This window comes from Microbacterium phoenicis, from assembly GCF_047302325.1.
In the GTDB taxonomy this organism is placed as follows: Bacteria; Actinomycetota; Actinomycetes; order Actinomycetales; family Microbacteriaceae; genus Microbacterium.
Window position 1 is genome coordinate 1,225,497 of sequence record NZ_CP154849.1, and the last position, 17,107, is coordinate 1,242,603.

A 17,107-nucleotide genomic window follows, 5' to 3' on the forward strand; every position below is an offset into this window, starting at 1 on the left:
CGAAGGAGCTCGACGATGAGCCAGCACGCCGCAGAGAAGGTCCCCGTCGCCGACGGCGGCCTCTCGAAGAAGGGTCTCAGCGCCGGAACCATCGGCCTGCTCGGCGCCGTCGTCATCGGCATCTCGTGCATCGCGCCGGCGTACACGTTCACGGCCGCGATCGGCCCGACGGCCTCGGCGGTGGGAGCCCAGATCCCCGCCGTCATCCTCGTGGGGTTCATCCCGATGCTGCTGGTGGCCTTCGGCTACCGCGAACTGAACAACCGGATGCCGGACGCGGGCACCTCCTTCACGTGGGCGACGCGCGCCTTCGGGCCGTGGATCGGGTGGATGGCGGGGTGGGGGCTCATCGTCGCGACGGTGCTCGTCCTCTCGAACCTCGCCGGGGTCGCCGTCGACTTCCTCTTCCTCCTCGTGTCGCAGATCACGGGCGACCCGTCGATCGCCGAGCTCGCCGGCATCCCCTGGTTGAACATCGTGGTCTGCCTGCTGTTCATCGCGGGGGCGACGTTCATCTCGTACCGCGACATGCAGACGACGCAGAAGCTGCAGTACGTGCTCGTCGGCTTCCAGGTCACCGTGCTGGTGTTCTTCGCCGTCGCCGCGATCTCGGCAGCGGTGAGCGGAGGCGGCTTCGACTTCCAACCGTTCGATCTGGAATGGTTCAACCCGTTCGCGGTGTCGTCGTTCAGCGCGCTCGCGGCGGGCCTGTCGCTGTCGATTTTCATCTTCTGGGGATGGGACGTCACCCTCACGATGAACGAGGAGACGAAGAACCCGGAGCGCACCCCCGGGCGGTCGGCGACGATCACCGTGATCACGATCGTGACCATCTACCTCCTCCTGGCCGTCGCGATGCTCATGTACTCCGGGACCGGTGACGGCGAGCTGGGGCTCGGCAACGCCGACATCCAGGACAACGTGTTCTTCTTCCTCTCCGGTCCGATCCTGGGTCCGCTGGCGTTCCTCGTGTCGCTCGCCGTCCTGACGAGCTCGGCGTCGTCGCTGCAGTCGACCTTCGTGAGCCCCGCACGCACGCTCCTCGCGATGGGGCACTACGGCGCCCTCCCGAGACAGTTCGCCCGGGTGAGCCCGCGATTCTTCACCCCCGGGTTCGCGACCGTCGTGTCGGCGATCGTGGCGGCGGTCTTCTACGCGGTGATGCGCGCGGTGAGCGAGAACGCCCTCTGGGACACGATCCTCACCCTCGGCCTCATGATCTGCTTCTACTACGGCATCACGGCGTTCGCGTGCGTCTGGTACTTCCGTCACCAGTGGTTCGACTCGGTGAGGAACGTGTTCTTCACGTTGCTCTTCCCGCTGGTGGGCGGCATCATCCTGGCCGTGCTGTTCGTGACGACGCTCATCGACTCGGCCGACCCGGCCTACTCCGAGAGCGGCACCGACATCTTCGGCATCGGCATCGTGTTCTTCCTCGGCCTCGGCATCATCGTGCTCGGCATCGTGGTGATGGTCGTGATGCGTATCGTCGCTCCCGCCTACTTCCGCGGACAGACCCTGTCCCTCGACGCACCCCCCAGCGCGCGAAAGCTGCGCGCAGAAAGTGAGACCCTCCGATGACCTCCCGCGAGACAGACCTCCTCTCCGGCATCCCGAACCAGCTCTTCATCGGCGGGGAGTGGGTGGATGCCGAGGGGGGCAAGACCCTCGACGTGTTCGACCCCTCGACGGGCGAGGTCATCCGCCGCATCGCGGACGCGTCCCCGGCCGACGGCATCCGCGCCCTCGATGCCGCCGTGGCCGCGCAGGACGCGTGGGCGGCGACCGCCCCCCGCGAGCGGAGCGAGATCCTCCGTCGGGCGTTCGACCTCGTGCAGGAGCGCAAAGAAGACCTCGCGCTCCTCATGACGCTCGAGATGGGCAAGCCCCTCGCCGAGTCCCGCGGCGAGGTCGCCTACGGCGGTGAGTTCCTCCGCTGGTTCAGCGAAGAGGCCGTCCGCATTTCGGGCCGGTACGGCCTGAACCCCGAGGGGACCGGACGCATCGTCGTCTCGCAGCGTCCCGTCGGACCCTCGTTCTTCATCACCCCGTGGAACTTCCCGCTCGCGATGGCGACCCGCAAGATCGCGCCGGCGCTCGCCGCCGGCTGCACGGTCGTCGTGAAGCCCGCGGAACTGACGCCGCTGACGACGCTGTTCTTCGTGCAGCTGCTCGCCGAGGCCGGCGTCCCCGCCGGTGTCGTCAACGTCATCACGACCGCATCGTCGGGCGCGGTCTCGGCGCCGATCATCGCCGACCCGCGACTGCGGAAGCTCTCGTTCACGGGGTCCACTCCGGTCGGGCAGAAGCTCATCGCACAGGCCGCCGAGGGGGTCCTGCGCGTCTCGATGGAACTCGGCGGCAACGCCCCCTTCGTCGTGTTCGAGGATGCCGATCTCGACAAGGCCGTAGACGGCGCAATGCTCGCGAAGTTCCGCAACATCGGCCAGGCATGCACCGCGGCGAACCGCTTCATCGTCCACGAGTCGGTGGCGGCCGAGTTCTCGCGCCGGGTCGCGGACCGCGTGCGCGAGATGACCATCGGCCGCGGCACCGAGGACGGAGTGCAGATCGGTCCGCTCATCGACGACCGCGCGGTGGCGAAGGCGGCGGAGCTCGTCGGCGACGCCGTCGAGCGCGGCGCGCGCGTCCTCGTGGGCGGGAACGCCGTCGAGGGTGCCGGCACGTTCTACGAGCCGACCGTCGTCGACGGCGTCGTCCCCGGCAGTGCGATCCTCCGCGAGGAGATCTTCGGACCCGTGCTCGCCATCAGCACGTTCTCGGACGAGGACGAGGCCGTGCGCCTCGCGAACGACACCGAGTACGGCCTCGTCTCGTACGTGTTCACGCAGGACCTCGCGCGCGGCCACCGGATGATCGACCGCCTCGAGACGGGGATGATGGGGCTGAACGTCGGTGTCGTCTCGAACGCAGCCGCGCCCTTCGGCGGTGTGAAGCAGTCCGGCATGGGGCGCGAGGGCGGCCTCGAAGGCATCCACGAGTACCTGAACGTGAAGTACACCCTGATCCCGGCCTGACCGGAAGCACTGAGGAGCATCATGAGCGACTACGCCGTCATCGACCCCGCCACCGGCGAGACCCACGCGACGTACCCGACGGCATCCGCCGACGACGTCGAGCGCGCCCTCCGGGCCGCCGACGAGGCCGCGCGAGGCTGGGGTCGGACCTCGACTCCCGCCGAGCGGGCCGATCTGCTGCGTCGCGTGGCGCAGCTGCATCGCGAGCGTCGCGAAGACCTGGCGAAGATCATCGTCCGCGAGATGGGCAAGCAGATCGACGGCGCCCTCGGCGAGGTCGACTTCGCTGCCGACATCACGGAGTACTACGCCGACCACATCGACGAGATCACCGCCGACACGCCGATCCCGATCGAGGGGGAGGGGACCGCCGTCATCCGCAAGGCGCCGCTGGGTGTGCTCCTCGGTGTCATGCCGTGGAACTTCCCGTACTACCAGGTGGCCCGCTTCGCCGCCCCCAACGTCGCGGTCGGCAACACGATCCTGCTCAAGCACGCGCCGCAGTGCCCCGAGTCGGCTGCTGCCATCGAAGAGATCTACCGCGACGCGGGCTTCCCCGCCGGCGTCTACACGAACGTGTACCTCACGAACGAGCAGGCCGCCGACGTGATCGCCGACCCGCGCGTGCACGGCGCATCGGTGACCGGCTCCGAGCGCGCCGGGGCCGCTGTCGCCGAAGTCGCCGGACGCAATCTCAAGAAGGTCGCCCTCGAGCTCGGCGGCTCGGACCCGTTCATCGTCCTGTCGGCCGATGACCTCGACGCGGTCGCGCAGGCCGCCGTCGACGCGCGCCTCGACAACACCGGCCAGTCCTGCAACGGCGCGAAGCGGTTCATCGTCGTCGACGGGCTCTACGACGCGTTCGTTGAGGCGTTCACGGCCAAGATGGCGGCCGCTTCGGTCGGCGACCCGTGGAGCTCCGACACCGTCCTCGGGCCGCTCTCCTCGGTCACCGCGGCCGAGCGTCTCGAGAAGCAGATCCAGGATGCCGCGGCCCAGGGCGCGACGATCGTCACCGGTGGCACCCGCGACGGCGCGTTCTTCGCGCCGACCGTCCTGACGGACGTCACCCCCGAGATGGACGTCTACCGCGAGGAGCTGTTCGGCCCCGCCGGTGTCGTCTACCGCGTCGCCGACGAGGACGAGGCGATCCGCGTGGCCAACGACACCCCCTTCGGCCTCGGGTCCTACGTCTACACGACCGACCCCGAGCAGGCGACCCGCGTCGCCGACCGGATCGAAGCGGGCATGGTCTACGTCAACCTCGTCCTCGCCGATGAGCCGGGACTGCCGTTCGGCGGCATCAAGCGCAGCGGCACGGGTCGTGAGCTGGGCCTCCTGGCGGCCGACGAGTTCGTCAACAAGAAGCTCGTCCGCATCGGCTGAACGAATGACGAGGGGCGGCATCCGGTCGGATGCCGCCCCTCGCCGCTTTCGCGTCAGGCCGAGGTCGTCGCGCGGATCTCCGCGGCCTCGCCGTGGCGGCCGAGACCCTCATAGACGTCGCCGAGTTCGAGCGCCGCCTGCTGGCGCAGCGGCTCGTTCTCGCTGTCCGTGGCGTGCTCGATGGCGGCGCGGTAGAGGGGGACAGCGTCATTCGGGCGCTCGACGCCCAGAAGCAGACGCGCTGCCAGGAGTTCCGAACCCGCGCCCGAGCCGGCGTCGCCGGCTTGAGCGAAACCGTCCGCGGCCTGGAGCGCGGTGGCCACGGCCTCATCGGTACGCTCGCGCGCCGCCAGCAGCCGCGCGCGGGTGTCGAGCACGTCGGCGACGTACCAGTGCGCCTCGTTGGCCCGGCCGAGAGCCAGGGCCTGGTCGATGACCTCGAAGGCATCCTCGTCGCCGCGCTGCATCTTTGCCTGCGCGAGCAGATGGAGCGCCTCGGCGTGCAGACCGACCTGCTCCTCGGTGCCGGCGGTCAGGCCGAGGGCGGTCTCGAGGGCGATCACGGAGTCGTCGTACTCGCCGAAGTTGCCGAGGTGGCGGCCCTGCGCGACGAGTGCGAAGGCCTGGCCCTCGGCTTCGCCCGCCTCCTCGTGGAGGTCCGCGGCGAAGCCCCACGCGCCGACGGCGTTGCCGAAGTCGCGTGCGCCCTCGTACGCCCGGGCGAGCAGCCCCACGGTGATGGCGCGCGATCCGGCGGGCACCTCGGCGGCGGTCTCGTCCGAGAGGACCTGGTGGAGCGCGTCGACGGCTTCTTCCGGCATCCCGGCGGAGATCATCGCCCGGCCCAGTCGGTAACGCGGGTCGGCCGTGGGAGCGCCCGCCGACTCGTACCGCTCGACCGCGGTGCGGTAGCGGCCGGCGGCGAGCGACGCGGCCCCGGCATCCTCATGGAGCGCTCCGGCCAGCACGAACGATTCCGCGATGCGGACATCGTCCGCACCGAGCGAGAGGAGGAGTCGTGCCGCCTCGTCCGCAGCGGCGGCGCCCTCGGCGAACTCCTCGGCCACGCCGTGCAGTCGGGCCTTCGACGCGAGAGCCCGCGCGCGACGACCGTCGCTGAGCGACTCCGCGAGAAGGTCGTCCAGGTCGGCGCGGGCCTCGTCGAAGAGCGAAGCGGATGCCGCGGCGTCGACCGCGAGCAGTCGCGCACCCTGTGCGCGCACCGCGTCGCCTGCCTCGAGGAACAGGCGCACCCCTGCGCGGGCGTCGTCACGGGCTTCCGCGAACGATCCCTCGTACATCTTCGCGACGCCGCGCGTCGAGACCAGGTCCGCCTGGACTGCCGCGGGCGCGCCCACCGCGGCTGCCAGCTCGGCGCCGAGCGTGTCGCCGGCCGCTGCCAGGTCGTGCCCGAACAGGACGAGGCCGAGGCGCTCTTCGAGGTCGGCCTGCGCCGCGTGCCCCGCGGCGCGCAGGATCGTCAGACGCTCGGGCAGGAACGCCTCGGCCTCGACGATCCGGTCGGTGGCGACGAGGCCGCCCAGCAGGTGCGACGACAGGACCACGCCCTCGGCGGGGTCGGCATCCGTCAGCAGCCCGCGGAGCGGGTCGATCGCGGCGGACGACCCGGCGTGCGCCAGGGCGACGGCACGGGCGACGCGGTCCTCCGGCGTGAGGACGGGAGCGGGTGCGACCACCGTCGAGAAATCGTGCGAGCGGATGGGGACGTCGTAGTGCTCCGTGCCGACCTCGCGCAGGCGCGCGAGGTTCCGCGTGTGGGCGTCCGTGCCGTTCCGGCGGTCGAATGCCGCGGCGATGTCGCCGGCGGCACTCCACGCCGCGGCGGCGAGCTCGTCGACGCGCCACGGGCCGTCGTGCGCGCCGAAGACGGGCACGAGGGCCTCCGCGTCCGAGCCGCGGACGGTGAGGCCGGGGTGGCCCGCCGCGGCGACGGCGTCGAGGGCGAGCGCGAAGGCGCCGAGAGCCGTGGCGTGCGCGTCGGCGTCGAGGCCGTCGTGCACGAGCCACGACAGGTGGCGCTCGACGAGGGCGAGGGCACGCGCCTCGTTGCCGGTGACGGCGCAGAACACGACGTTCTCCGCGACGATCGCGAGGTTGTCCGGGTTCTCCTTCGCGAGGCGGTAGCTGCGCAGGTGCGCGGTGCGTGCGTCGTCGAGCATCCCCGCGCGCAGGTAGGGGAGGAGGATGCGAGCCAGCGCGTGCTCGGGCTCCTCGCCGCACGAGAACCCGTTCTCGATCATCTCGCCGACGAGTCGGATGGCCTCTTCCTCGCGACCGGTCTCGATGAAGAACCCGGCGAACTGGCTGCGGACGCACGCGTCGCAGTGGCTGTAGTCGTCGCGGGGGGTCGCCTCGAGCGTGCGCTGCAGGTCGGCGGCTTCGTCCATGCGGCCCGCCGCCCAGGCATCCTCGAAGCGGGCCATGAGGACCCCGCTGGGACCGACGCCGGCCCGCTGGTAGTGCGCTTCCATGTCGTCGAGCACGGCGGCGATCTGCTCCGTGGGGAACTCGGGCGAGCTGCCGAGGGCGCTCGCCATCCACTTGTACTGCCAGAGCACGTCACCGGCGCCCTCGACCTCGGCGGGGAACCGTTCCGGATCGGCGTCGTGGTGCGCCAGGCACCACGCGAACGAGGTGAGCATGAGGTCCGTGTCGCCGCCCATGTTCGCGCTCGAGGTCTGCCGCAGGCGGGCTTCGTACTCGAGTCGTTCGTCGCCGCTCTCCTGCGCGAGCGCGACGGCCTGCGCGACGAGGGACTGCTCCTGCGGACCCCACGGGGTGTTGTCGATCTCGTCGAAGAGGGATCGGATGCGGGTCGCGTAACCGGTCATGAGGCTCCTTCTGTCGAGGGTGGGGTGTCGGCGTCGATGGCGCGGTCGACCAGCTCCGAAAGGGCGTTCGACATCATCGTGCGATCGGAGGGGCCGAGGGGGTGGTGCCCCGCGAGAAGCGACTGCACGTAGAGGAGCTGCACGCTCAGGTCGAACACCCGGCCGGGCGGCGTCGCGGCGAGCTTGCGGATCATGGGACTCGTCCAGTTGAGGCACAGCCGAGCCGCGAGCTCGTCCGCGGCGCGGCCGCTCGAGACGATGCTCGCCGCGCGGTCGAGGACGCCGCCCCACAACGCGCCCCCGGCGCTGCGCGCACGGCCGCGGTCGAGGGCGCGCAGCACCTCGGGATCGGCCACGAACAGCCCCGGCAGGTCGGGACGGTCGAACGTGCGGACCGCGACGTCGACGTCCTCGAGCGCAGCCTTCGCTCGCTCCTCAAGGGCTGTCGCCGCGGCGCGGTCGTCGAGAGGTGCGAGGTCCAGCCGGTCGATCTCGCCGACGACGTCGACGCGCTCGACCTCGACGCCGGGGAACAGCTCGGGGATCCGGCGGACGAGGTCCGCGTCGTAGAGGTAGCCGCCGTTGACGAGGACACCGCCGGCGGAGGCCATGCTGGCGACCTGGCGGAACTCGTCGACGGTCTCGGCGTAGCGCACGGTCGGGAACCTGCGGGCGAGCTCTTCGACGCGCAGACGACCCGCGGTCGTCTCGACCGAGAGCCACCGGACGATGAACCGGGCGAGTTCGTCGTCGTGGCGGACGAGCGACTTGAGTGCGACCTCGTGGATGGACACGAACTGCGCGAGCCGGACGGGGTCCTGCAGTGCGACCTCCAGGATCCAGCGGCGGATCGCCTCGCCGATCTCCTGGCGTGTCTGTTCGAGCGCGTCGTCGTCGACGAGCGATTCGCGACTGGCGGTCGGGTGCAGTGAGCCGGAGTCGACGACGGCGCGGGCGAAGAAGGCCCAGGCGGGGAGCAGCTCGTCGGCGCGCTCGGTCAGCAGCATCCGCCGCAGGTACACGCGGGTGCTCTGGCGTGCCGTCGGGGGAGGCGCGAACGGCAGCACGAAGGCCACTCCGCGTGTCTGCGTGCCCGGGACGTGCAGCGGGATGACATCGAGCGGTTCCGCGCCGATGAGCTCACGCCCGTAGGCGAGCTGTCGCTCGAGATCGCCGTCGAGGAAGGGGGCGGGTTCGGTGACGGTCGTCTCGCCGCCTCCGGGGAGGTCTACGACGACCGTGTGCGGCAGATAGCGTCCGAAGGTTTCGGCGAGCTCCACGACCGTGCTCGTCCCGAGCAGCGCCCGCGTGTCCGAGCGCGGCGTGAGGTGCACGCTCGTGCCGACCGGGATGTCCTCGGGGTGGGAGGCGACCGTGAAGGTGCCGTCCGAATGTCCCGTCCACTCGACGGGAGCGGACCCTGACGCGCTCCGCGAGCGGATGACGATCGTGTCGCACACCATGAAGCACGAGAGCATCCCGATGCCGAACTGACCGAGGAAGTCGCCGCGCGGCAGGTCGAAGATGTCGCGCTTGGAGCTGCGTCCCACCGTGGCCAGGAGGTCGGCGACCTCGGTCTCGGTGAGCCCCACCCCGTCGTCGCGCATCACGAACTCGGCCGAGCCGTCGCTGACGGGCGTGATGCGGATGCGGCCGCCGCCCCCGTCGACGGCCCGGCGCGCGGCGATCGCGTCGACGGCGTTCTGCAGCAGCTCGCGCAGGAACACCCGAGGACTCGAATAGATGTGGCGGCTCAACAGGTCGATGACCCCGCGGAGGTCGACCTGGAACTGTTGGGCGGCAGTACTGTCCGTCACCGCGCTCCTCGGTAGTCGTCGTTCATCCGATGCCGTGCTCCCCATGCCGGTGACGGCCGATCAAGCCTAACGAGGCGGCCCTCGGACGGCGAGGGATGCCGCGCGTTCGCCACCCTCCGAGCCATGCCGTATGCTGGTCCACGCAGTTGTCTGCATTCTTTTGCCGTGCCCATGGGCCCGACAGGATGTGGATTCCCGGGTCGAAAGACCTTAGGGCGGTAGCTCAATTGGCAGAGCAGCGGTCTCCAAAACCGCAGGTTGCAGGTTCGATTCCTGTCCGCCCTGCGCGTCAGCGTCAGCTGACTCGAACCGAGCAACAGGTGGGTTGAATGGTCCAGGATGAGCCGAACGGCGAGGTCGTCGCTGCCAGCAGCGGCGCCACCCGTGAGAAGAAGCTCAACTTCTTCCAGCGGATCGCCCTTTTCATCCGCCAGGTGATCGCCGAGCTCCGCAAGGTCGTGACACCGACCCGGCAGGAGCTGGTGAAGTTCACCCTCGTGGTCCTGGGATTCGTCGTTGTCGTGATGGCCATCGTGTACGGGCTCGACCTGTTCTTCACCTGGATCACGAACATCGTCTTCGACGTCCCCAGGTGACGTCCGGACGATCATCCGTCGCGGTGACGGACGGCATCCCGGATCATCTGAACCGCCCGCCGCGTTGCCGCTGAACATCGAAGCCGAACCTGCAGGGAAGTGAATGACGTGACCGAACGATATGTCGACGACGCCGACTGGTCGACCGCCGCGGAGCAGTCCAGCGAGGACGACGAAGCGCAGGAGGGCAACGTCCTGGCCGGTCAGGAGCGTTCCGCCGAATCCGCTGAGCACGCCGCCCTGCACATCGAGGACGAAGAGCCCGTCGAGGACGAGCCCACCGGAGAGGATGCCGTCGTGATCGAGGACCCCGAAGCCGACCGCATCGTCAACGACGCGCTCGAGATCGACCAGGCCGACGAAGCCGAGGCTGCCGCCGAGGTTCTCACCGAGTCGCTCGCCGACGAAGAGGAAGAGCGCGCCGCAGCGGCGGCGGACGAGGTCGCCCCCTACGACGGTCCCGAGCTCGGCGATGACGAGGACGAGACCTCGGACGACCCGTACGAGGCCTTCCGTCAGGAGCTCCGCTCGCTCGAGGGCAAGTGGTACGTCATCCACTCCTACGCCGGTTTCGAGCGCAAGGTGAAGGCCAACATCGAGCAGCGGAAGTCCACGCTCGAGGTCGAGGACGACATCTACCAGGTCGAGGTCCCGATGGAGGACGTCGTCGAGATCAAGAACGGCCAGCGCAAGATGGTCAACCGTGTTCGGATCCCCGGATACGTGCTCGTGCGCATGGAGCTCAACGAGGACACCTGGTCGGTCGTGCGCCACACGCCCGGCGTCACCGGCTTCGTGGGCAACGCCCACAACCCGACCCCGCTGCGTTTCGAAGAGGCCTTCACCATGCTGAAGCCGCTCGTCGAGGCCAAGGAGGTCGCGCCGGCCAAGGGTGCCACCGCCACGAAGGGCTCTGCGACGCAGGCCCGCTCGGTCATCACCGAGGTCGACTTCGAGATCGGCGAGACGATCACGATCAAGGAGGGCTCGTTCGCGGGTCTTCCCGGATCGATCTCCGAGATCAAGCCCGAGAGCGGCAAGCTCACCGTGCTCGTCTCGCTCTTCGAGCGCGAGACGCCGGTCGAGCTGTCGTTCGATCAGGTCACCAAGCAGTAAGCGCAGCATCACGCGACGCGAAGGCCCCGCTCCGGCGGGGCCTTCGTCATGCCGGGGGATGCCGGATGCGGTAGACTCATGTGGTTTGTGCGCCGCTTCGTCGTGCGCGCAGACATCACCACGACCCGGATCCGCCGGGACCGTGGGAGAACGAGGCATCCGCCTCGCTCGTGAAAGGAAGAGGAAATGGCACCGAAGAAGAAGGTGACCGGCCTGATCAAGCTTCAGATCAACGCCGGTGCAGCCAACCCGGCGCCGCCGATCGGCCCCGCGCTCGGTCAGCATGGCGTCAACATCATGGAGTTCTGCAAGGCGTACAACGCCGCGACCGAGTCGCAGCGCGGCAACGTCATCCCCGTCGAGATCACCGTCTACGAGGACCGCAGCTTCACGTTCATCCTGAAGACCCCGCCCGCCGCGGAGCTCATCAAGAAGGCCGCCGGTGTGGCGAAGGGTTCTGCGACCCCGCACACCACCAAGGTTGCGAAGCTCACCAAGGATCAGGTTCGCCAGATCGCCGAGACGAAGATGCCCGACCTGAACGCCAACGACATCGAGGCCGCCTCGCTGATCATCGCCGGCACCGCCCGTTCCATGGGCATCACGGTCGAGAGCTGAGGGGAACAGAACAATGGCTAAGTCCAAGGCTTACGAAGCAGCAGCGGCCAAGATCGACCGCTCCACGTTCTACTCCTCCGAGCAGGCTGTCGCCCTCGCCAAGGAGACCGGTTCGGCCAAGTTCGACTCGACCGTCGAGGTCGCGCTGAAGCTCGCCGTCGACCCGCGCAAGGCGGACCAGATGGTCCGTGGCACGGTCATCCTGCCCCACGGCACCGGCAAGACCGCCCGCGTCATCGTGTTCGCGACCGGTCCCGCCGCTGAAGCCGCTCTCGCCGCCGGTGCGGACGAGGTCGGTGGCGCCGAGCTCATCGAGAAGGTCGCCGGTGGCTACACCGCGTTCGACTCGGCTGTCTCGACCCCCGAGCTCATGGGCCAGGTCGGTCGCCTCGGAAAGGTCCTCGGACCCCGCGGCCTCATGCCGAACCCCAAAACCGGCACCGTGACCCCCAACCCGGCCAAGGCCGTCGAGGAGATCAAGGGCGGAAAGATCGAGTTCCGCGTCGACAAGCACGCCAACGTGCACTTCGTCGTCGGCAAGGCGTCCTTCTCGGAGGACCAGCTGAACGAGAACTTCAACGCTGCACTCGAAGAGATCGTGCGTCTGAAGCCGTCGAGCTCGAAGGGCCGTTACATCCAGAAGGGCGCCATCTCGACCACGTTCGGTCCCGGCATCCCGCTGGACGTCAACGCTCTCGTCTGAGTCGTCCAGACAGCAAGGGGCTCCACCTCCGGGTGGGGCCCCTTCGTCGTTCCGTCCTTGGTAGCGTCATCGCGTGGCCCGCGACATCCAGACGCTGTTCGACATCGAGGCGCCCATCGTGCTCGGGCCGTTCGGCGGCCTGTCGTCCGTGGCGCTCGCCGCGGCCGTCAGCGATGCGGGCGGTCTCGGCTCGTTCGGCCTCTACGGATACTCGGGCGACCGCATCCGCGAGACGGCTTATGCGCTCAGGGCCGCGACGGGCCGCCCGTTCGCACTGAACCTCTGGCTTCCCACCGGTGACGAGGTCGTCCCGGCCGATGCCGACCTCGCCGCGGCCCGCGCGGCGGTCGCTCCGCTCCTGGCCGCGGCCGGTGTCGCAGCCCCGCCTCTGCCGTCCGCGTTCCTCCCTTCCCTCGACGAGCAGCTCGACGCGGTGTGGGATGCCGCGCCCGCCGTCCTCAGCGTCGTGTTCGGCGTGCCGGCGGCCGAGACCGTCGCCGAGGCTCATCGCCGCGGCATCCGTGTCGTGGGGACCGCCACCTCCGTCGCCGAGGCCGTCGCGTTGGCGGACGGGGGAGTGGACGCGGTCGTCGCGAGCGGCGCGGAGGCCGCCGGGCATCGGGTGACCTTCCTGCGTCCCGCGGAGGATTCGCTCGTGGGGACGTTCGCCCTGGTCCCGCAAGTGGTCGACGCTGTCGACGTCCCGGTCCTCGCCGCGGGCGGGATCGCCGACCGCCGGGGTGTCGCCGCCGCGTTCGCGCTCGGCGCGGCGGGAGTGCAAGTCGGGAGCGCGTTCCTCCGCACCCGGGCCTCGGCCGCTTCCGACGCGCACCGCGACGCGCTCCGAGCTGCGGCGGACACCGACACGGTCCTGACCCGCGCGATGAGCGGGCGGCTGGCCCGAGGCATCCCGAATCGGGCGGTCCGTGCCATCGAGGACGCGGATGCCATCGCTCCGTTCCCCGCGCAGAACTGGCTCACCGGGGTGTTCCGCGCGGCGGCGCGGGACGACGGGGAACTGATCTCGCTCTGGGCGGGACAGGCGGCAGGGCTGTCGCGCTCGGACGACGCGGATGAAGTCTTCGCGGAGCTCGCGGCAGGCCTGCCGCCGGCATCCCGCTGACACAGACCGTCACCTGCGGGAATCATCCACGCGGATGCGTGTTGTATTGAGAGGTCCGCGCGGGCCACAGCCTTCGCGCGCCTCCCTTCCCCCTCACCAAGGAGACCCATGTCCCGTCGTCGTACCGCCGCACTCGGAGCCCTCGCCCTCAGCGCCGTCCTGGCGCTCACCGCCTGCTCCTCGAGCTCGAACGGGACGGACGCCGCTGGCGACGACCTCGGTCTCGCGAAGGGCGGCACGCTCACGGTCGCGACAGAGGGGACCTACCGGCCCTTCACGTACCACGACGAAAGCGGCAAGCTCGTCGGCTACGACGTCGAGATCATCGAGGCCGTCGCGAAGAAGCTCGACCTGAACATCGAGTTCCAGGAGACGCAGTGGGACGGCATCTTCGCCGGTCTCGACGCGGGGCGCGTCGACGTCATCGCGAACCAGGTCTCGATCAACCCCGAGCGCGAGGAGAAGTACCTCTTCAGCGAGCCGTACACGGTCTCGCCGAGCGTCGTCGTGGTCAAGGACAGCGACGACTCGATCTCGAGCTTCGCCGACCTCAAGGGCAAGAAGACCGCGCAGTCGCTCACGAGCAACTTCTACAAGCTCGCCGAGGAGGCCGGCGCCGACGTGACCCCGATCGAGGGCTGGGCGCAGGCCGTCGAGCTGCTGCGTCAGGACCGCGTCGAGGCGACCGTCAACGACAAGCTGACGTTCCTCGACTACGAGAAGACCGACGGACCGACGGGTCTGAAGATCGCGGCCGAGACCGACCCCGCCAAGAGCGCAGTCGTCACGACGAAGAACAAGAAGGCGCTCATCGAGAAGATCGACGGCGCGCTGGCCGACCTGCGCGAAGATGGAACCCTCGCCGAGATCAGCGAGAAGTACTTCGGAGCCGACGTCACCGAGTGACATCAGCCCCAACGGGCTCGGCGCGGCGCGGTGACGCGACCGCCGAGCCCGTTCCCTATTCTGCGAAAGGATGCCGGTGGACGCCGATACATGGCAGTTGATCCTGACCTCGTTCTGGCCGATGTTCAGCGCCGGGGTCACGGTCACGATCCCGCTCGCGCTGATCTCGTTCGCAATCGGACTCGTGCTAGCCATCGCGGCGGCGCTGATGCGGATCTCCGGCAACCGGGTGCTCTCGGGCATCGCCCGCTTCTACATCTCGGCGATCCGGGGCACGCCGCTCCTCGTGCAGATCTTCGTCATCTTCTACGGCCTGCCCCAGATCGGGGTGCGGATCGACGCGTACCTCGCGGCGGTCATCGCTTTGTCATTGAACGTGGGCGGATACGCCGCCGAGGTCATCCGCGCCGCGATCCTCTCGGTCCCCAAGGGCCAGTGGGAGGCGGGGTTCACGGTCGGGCTCTCGCGGGCGACGGCGTTGCGGCGCATTATCCTCCCTCAGGCGGCGCGCGTCTCTGTGCCGCCCCTGTCGAACACGTTCATCTCGCTTGTGAAGGACACGTCGCTGGTCGCCTCGATCACCGTCGCCGAGATGTTCCGCGTCGCGCAGAACATTGCGGCGTTCAGCCTCGACTTCCTCGTCATCTACATCGAGGCGGCGTTCATCTACTGGCTCTTCTGCCTGGTTCTGTCGTTCGGGCAGGACCGCATCGAACGGAGGCTCGACCGCCGTGTCGCACACTGACGCACCCCTTCTCGCCGTCACCGGGCTCCGGAAGTCGTTCGGTGACAACGTCGTCCTCGACGGCGTCGACTTCGCCGTCTCGCCGGGGCAGGTCGTCTGCCTCATCGGACCCAGTGGGTCCGGCAAGACGACGGTCCTCCGCTGCCTCAACGGCCTCGAGGCGCCCGACGCCGGCGTCGTCGTCTTCTCGGACGGGCAGCGCCACGACTTCGCCGAGCCGGTCAAGGGCAAGGCGGCCAAAGCGCAGCGGGCGGCGCTGCGCGACCGGTCGGCGATGGTGTTCCAGCAGAACAACCTCTTCCCGCACCTCACGGTGCTCGAGAACGTGATCGAGGGGCCGGTGCACGCCCATGGCGTGGCCAAGGATGCCGCGATCGCCGAGGCCGAGCGGCTGCTGCAGCGCGTCGGTCTCGCCGAGAAGCGGGACGCGTACCCCCACGAGCTCTCGGGCGGTCAGCAGCAGCGCGTGGGGATCGTCCGCGCGCTCGCGCTCACTCCCGATCTGCTGCTCTTCGACGAGCCGACGAGCGCGCTCGATCCCGAGCTGGTCGGCGAGGTGCTCCTCGTCCTCAAGGAACTCGCCGACGAGGGGTGGACGATGGTCATCGTGACGCACGAGCTCCAGTTCGCGCGTCAGGTCGCGGACGAGGTCGTCTTCTTCGACGACGGCGTCATCGTCGAACGCGGGCACCCTCGTGACATCTTCACCGCCCCGAAGAACGAGCGGACCCGCCGTTTCCTCGACCGGATCCTGCGGCCTCTCGAGGACTGACTCTCAGGCGTCCCGGCGGATCTCAAACCCGTCCTCGTCCGTCACCGGCGTCAGCTCGGTCATCGCGACATCGTCGACGACTCCGCTGCGCGGTCCGATCGCAGCCCAGTCCGCCACGGACTCGACCGCGGCGGCATCCCCCTGCACTTCGGCCTCGACGGAGCCGCCCGCGAGATTCCGGACCCAGCCCGTCGCGCCGGCGCCGCGCGCGATGTGCTGCATCGAGTAGCGGAACCCGACACCTTGCACGACGCCGCGGACGACCAAGCGGATGCGGCGCATCACGCGTCTGCCACCGTGAGGACGACTTTGCCGCGCACGTGGCCGCGTTCGACCTCGCGATGCGCGGCAGCGGCGTCGGCGAGGTCGAAGACGCGGTCGACGAACACCTGGATCGACCGTGAGTCCAGCAGGCGCCCGAGCGTCGCCAGCACCGCTCCGTCGGGCACCACCTTGTAGGTCGTCGCGCGTACGCCCGCGGCAGCCGCGGCATCCGCGTATCCGGGCCACGCGCCCGTGGGCACCATGACGTAGAGGCCACCGGGCCGCAGGACTCCGAGAGAGCGCGTGCCGGTGTCGTCGTGGACGTTGCCGACGAGGTCGATCACGACGTCCACCTCTCCGACGACGTCTTCGAAGCGCGTGGTCGAGTAGTCCACGACGACGGATGCCCCCAGCTCCCGGAGCCAGCCGAGGTTGGCCGCCGATCCGGTCGCGGTGACGTGCGCGCCGAAGTAGGCGGCGAGCTGGACGGCGAAGTGTCCGACGCCGCCGGATCCGGCATGGATGAGCACGCGCTGCCCCTCGTGAGCGTGAGCCGTCTCGACGACGAGACCCCACGCGGTGAGCGCGGCAAGAGGCACCCCGGCGGCTTCGACGTGCGACAGTGCCGCGGGCTTGCGTGCGACGGAGAGGCTGGGGACCACGACGTACTCGGCGTACGTGCCGCCCGAGCGGGGGAACGGCACCATGCCGAAGACCTGCTCGCCCGGCTGCAGAGGGTGCGCCTCGTACGGGCTCTTGACAACCACGCCGCTGAAATCGAACCCGAGCGTGGAGGGGTACTCGGGGATCTGCCCCGTCACGCCTCGGCCGGATCGGGTCTTCGCGTCGATGGGGTTCGCCCCGGCGGCCACGACGCGCACCAGGAGTTCGCTCATCGCGGGCTCGGGCACCGGGACCTGAGCCTCGCGCAGGACGTCCGCGTCGCCGGGTGCGTCGTAGACGACGGCACGCATGGCCGGGGGAGGGGCGGTCACCTCGACCACCTCGCTCGTGGTGGGGGCTGCGGATCGCAGCGGCCGGAATCGCATCGGCTGCTCCTTCTCACCAGTGCTCGACGGCGGGCGCTGGAGGTGCTCGGTGGATGACCAGTCAACCGCGAGATTGTCTCGGCGGTGTTACGTCGGCATCACCGGGTCGAGAAGCCGCCTGA

General features: G+C 69.5%; 15 protein-coding genes and 1 tRNA gene. 12 read left to right on the forward strand and 4 right to left on the reverse strand.

All coding sequences use genetic code 11. The features are described from left to right. Positions 1-15: 15 nt before the first annotated feature. The 3 genes from ABCU91_RS05995 to ABCU91_RS06005 are packed head-to-tail and all read left to right on the forward strand — an operon-like array spanning position 16 to position 4,424. A complete protein-coding gene (locus tag ABCU91_RS05995) occupies positions 16-1,581 on the forward strand; it encodes an APC family permease (RefSeq protein ID WP_413355163.1) in 1,566 nt (521 codons plus the stop codon). Further along, positions 1,578-3,038, forward strand: coding sequence for an NAD-dependent succinate-semialdehyde dehydrogenase (locus ABCU91_RS06000; protein ID WP_133398439.1), 1,461 nt, complete (start codon positions 1,578-1,580; stop codon positions 3,036-3,038). Before ABCU91_RS05995 ends, ABCU91_RS06000 begins: the two co-directional genes overlap by 4 nt. Positions 3,039-3,059: 21 nt before the next feature. Further along, the gene (locus ABCU91_RS06005) at positions 3,060-4,424 is read left to right on the forward strand and encodes an NAD-dependent succinate-semialdehyde dehydrogenase (protein WP_133398438.1); all 1,365 of its coding nucleotides are present in this window, start codon (positions 3,060-3,062) and stop codon (positions 4,422-4,424) included. Between the two features lie 53 nt (positions 4,425-4,477). On the opposite strand, the gene ABCU91_RS06010 is transcribed toward ABCU91_RS06005, so the two are convergent. Next, on the reverse strand, positions 4,478-7,276 hold the full coding sequence (locus tag ABCU91_RS06010) for a hypothetical protein (RefSeq protein ID WP_413355164.1): 2,799 nt from the start codon (positions 7,274-7,276) through the stop codon (positions 4,478-4,480). After that, positions 7,273-9,093, reverse strand: a complete 1,821-nt coding sequence (locus ABCU91_RS06015; protein ID WP_413355165.1) for an HSP90 family protein — start codon at positions 9,091-9,093, stop codon at positions 7,273-7,275. The genes ABCU91_RS06010 and ABCU91_RS06015 overlap by 4 nt, the downstream gene beginning before the upstream one ends. Before the next feature lie 212 nt (positions 9,094-9,305). Here ABCU91_RS06015 and ABCU91_RS06020 point away from each other — a divergent pair. The 9 genes from ABCU91_RS06020 to ABCU91_RS06060 all read left to right on the forward strand — a co-directional run bounded on the left by ABCU91_RS06020 (position 9,306) and on the right by ABCU91_RS06060 (position 15,672). Continuing rightward, a tRNA-Trp gene (locus ABCU91_RS06020) sits at positions 9,306-9,378 on the forward strand. A gap of 44 nt (positions 9,379-9,422) precedes the next feature. After that, a complete protein-coding gene (gene secE / locus ABCU91_RS06025) occupies positions 9,423-9,689 on the forward strand; it encodes a preprotein translocase subunit SecE (protein WP_065571373.1) in 267 nt (88 codons plus the stop codon). A 108-nt stretch (positions 9,690-9,797) separates the two neighbouring features. Further along, a complete protein-coding gene (gene nusG / locus ABCU91_RS06030; RefSeq protein WP_091351874.1) occupies positions 9,798-10,805 on the forward strand; it encodes a transcription termination/antitermination protein NusG in 1,008 nt (335 codons plus the stop codon). Between the two features lie 186 nt (positions 10,806-10,991). Beyond that, positions 10,992-11,423, forward strand: coding sequence for a 50S ribosomal protein L11 (gene rplK / locus ABCU91_RS06035; RefSeq protein WP_018186960.1), 432 nt, complete (start codon positions 10,992-10,994; stop codon positions 11,421-11,423). 13 nt (positions 11,424-11,436) lie between these two features. Continuing rightward, complete coding sequence (rplA, locus tag ABCU91_RS06040; protein ID WP_018186961.1) at positions 11,437-12,126, forward strand: 50S ribosomal protein L1; 690 nt, start codon at positions 11,437-11,439, stop codon at positions 12,124-12,126. A gap of 73 nt (positions 12,127-12,199) precedes the next feature. Beyond that, complete coding sequence (locus tag ABCU91_RS06045; protein ID WP_413355166.1) at positions 12,200-13,249, forward strand: NAD(P)H-dependent flavin oxidoreductase; 1,050 nt, start codon at positions 12,200-12,202, stop codon at positions 13,247-13,249. Positions 13,250-13,357: 108 nt separating this feature from the next. Next, entirely contained in the window at positions 13,358-14,155 is a 798-nt protein-coding gene (locus ABCU91_RS06050; protein ID WP_091351878.1) for an amino acid ABC transporter substrate-binding protein, read from the forward strand. A gap of 70 nt (positions 14,156-14,225) precedes the next feature. Continuing rightward, the gene (locus tag ABCU91_RS06055; protein WP_413355167.1) at positions 14,226-14,900 is read left to right on the forward strand and encodes an amino acid ABC transporter permease; all 675 of its coding nucleotides are present in this window, start codon (positions 14,226-14,228) and stop codon (positions 14,898-14,900) included. Next, on the forward strand, positions 14,887-15,672 hold the full coding sequence (locus ABCU91_RS06060; protein ID WP_091351882.1) for an amino acid ABC transporter ATP-binding protein: 786 nt from the start codon (positions 14,887-14,889) through the stop codon (positions 15,670-15,672). The genes ABCU91_RS06055 and ABCU91_RS06060 overlap by 14 nt, the downstream gene beginning before the upstream one ends. Before the next feature lie 3 nt (positions 15,673-15,675). Here the strand turns inward: ABCU91_RS06060 and ABCU91_RS06065 are convergent, their stop codons facing one another. Together ABCU91_RS06065 and ABCU91_RS06070 are read right to left on the reverse strand one after the other, a co-directional pair. Beyond that, entirely contained in the window at positions 15,676-15,954 is a 279-nt protein-coding gene (locus ABCU91_RS06065; protein WP_133398433.1) for an acylphosphatase, read from the reverse strand. Further along, positions 15,954-16,985: an NADP-dependent oxidoreductase gene (locus ABCU91_RS06070; RefSeq protein WP_091351885.1), complete on the reverse strand. Its 1,032-nt coding sequence runs from the start codon at positions 16,983-16,985 to the stop codon at positions 15,954-15,956. The genes ABCU91_RS06065 and ABCU91_RS06070 overlap by 1 nt, the downstream gene beginning before the upstream one ends. Positions 16,986-17,107 lie beyond the last annotated feature (122 nt).

What these genes read in the sequence shown, in the direction of transcription:
- ABCU91_RS05995 (WP_413355163.1), top strand. Translation starts at nt 16, where the DNA reads ATGAGCCAGCACGCCGCAGAGAAGGTCCCCGTCGCCGACGGCGGCCTC.
- ABCU91_RS06000 (WP_133398439.1), top strand. Translation starts at nt 1,578, where the DNA reads ATGACCTCCCGCGAGACAGACCTCCTCTCCGGCATCCCGAACCAGCTC.
- ABCU91_RS06005 (WP_133398438.1), top strand. Translation starts at nt 3,060, where the DNA reads ATGAGCGACTACGCCGTCATCGACCCCGCCACCGGCGAGACCCACGCG.
- ABCU91_RS06010 (WP_413355164.1), bottom strand. Translation starts at nt 7,276, where the DNA reads ATGACCGGTTACGCGACCCGCATCCGATCCCTCTTCGACGAGATCGAC.
- secE (WP_065571373.1), top strand. Translation starts at nt 9,423, where the DNA reads ATGGTCCAGGATGAGCCGAACGGCGAGGTCGTCGCTGCCAGCAGCGGC.
- rplK (WP_018186960.1), top strand. Translation starts at nt 10,992, where the DNA reads ATGGCACCGAAGAAGAAGGTGACCGGCCTGATCAAGCTTCAGATCAAC.
- rplA (WP_018186961.1), top strand. Translation starts at nt 11,437, where the DNA reads ATGGCTAAGTCCAAGGCTTACGAAGCAGCAGCGGCCAAGATCGACCGC.
- ABCU91_RS06050 (WP_091351878.1), top strand. Translation starts at nt 13,358, where the DNA reads ATGTCCCGTCGTCGTACCGCCGCACTCGGAGCCCTCGCCCTCAGCGCC.
- ABCU91_RS06055 (WP_413355167.1), top strand. Translation starts at nt 14,226, where the DNA reads ATGCCGGTGGACGCCGATACATGGCAGTTGATCCTGACCTCGTTCTGG.
- ABCU91_RS06065 (WP_133398433.1), bottom strand. Translation starts at nt 15,954, where the DNA reads ATGCGCCGCATCCGCTTGGTCGTCCGCGGCGTCGTGCAAGGTGTCGGG.
- ABCU91_RS06070 (WP_091351885.1), bottom strand. Translation starts at nt 16,985, where the DNA reads ATGCGATTCCGGCCGCTGCGATCCGCAGCCCCCACCACGAGCGAGGTG.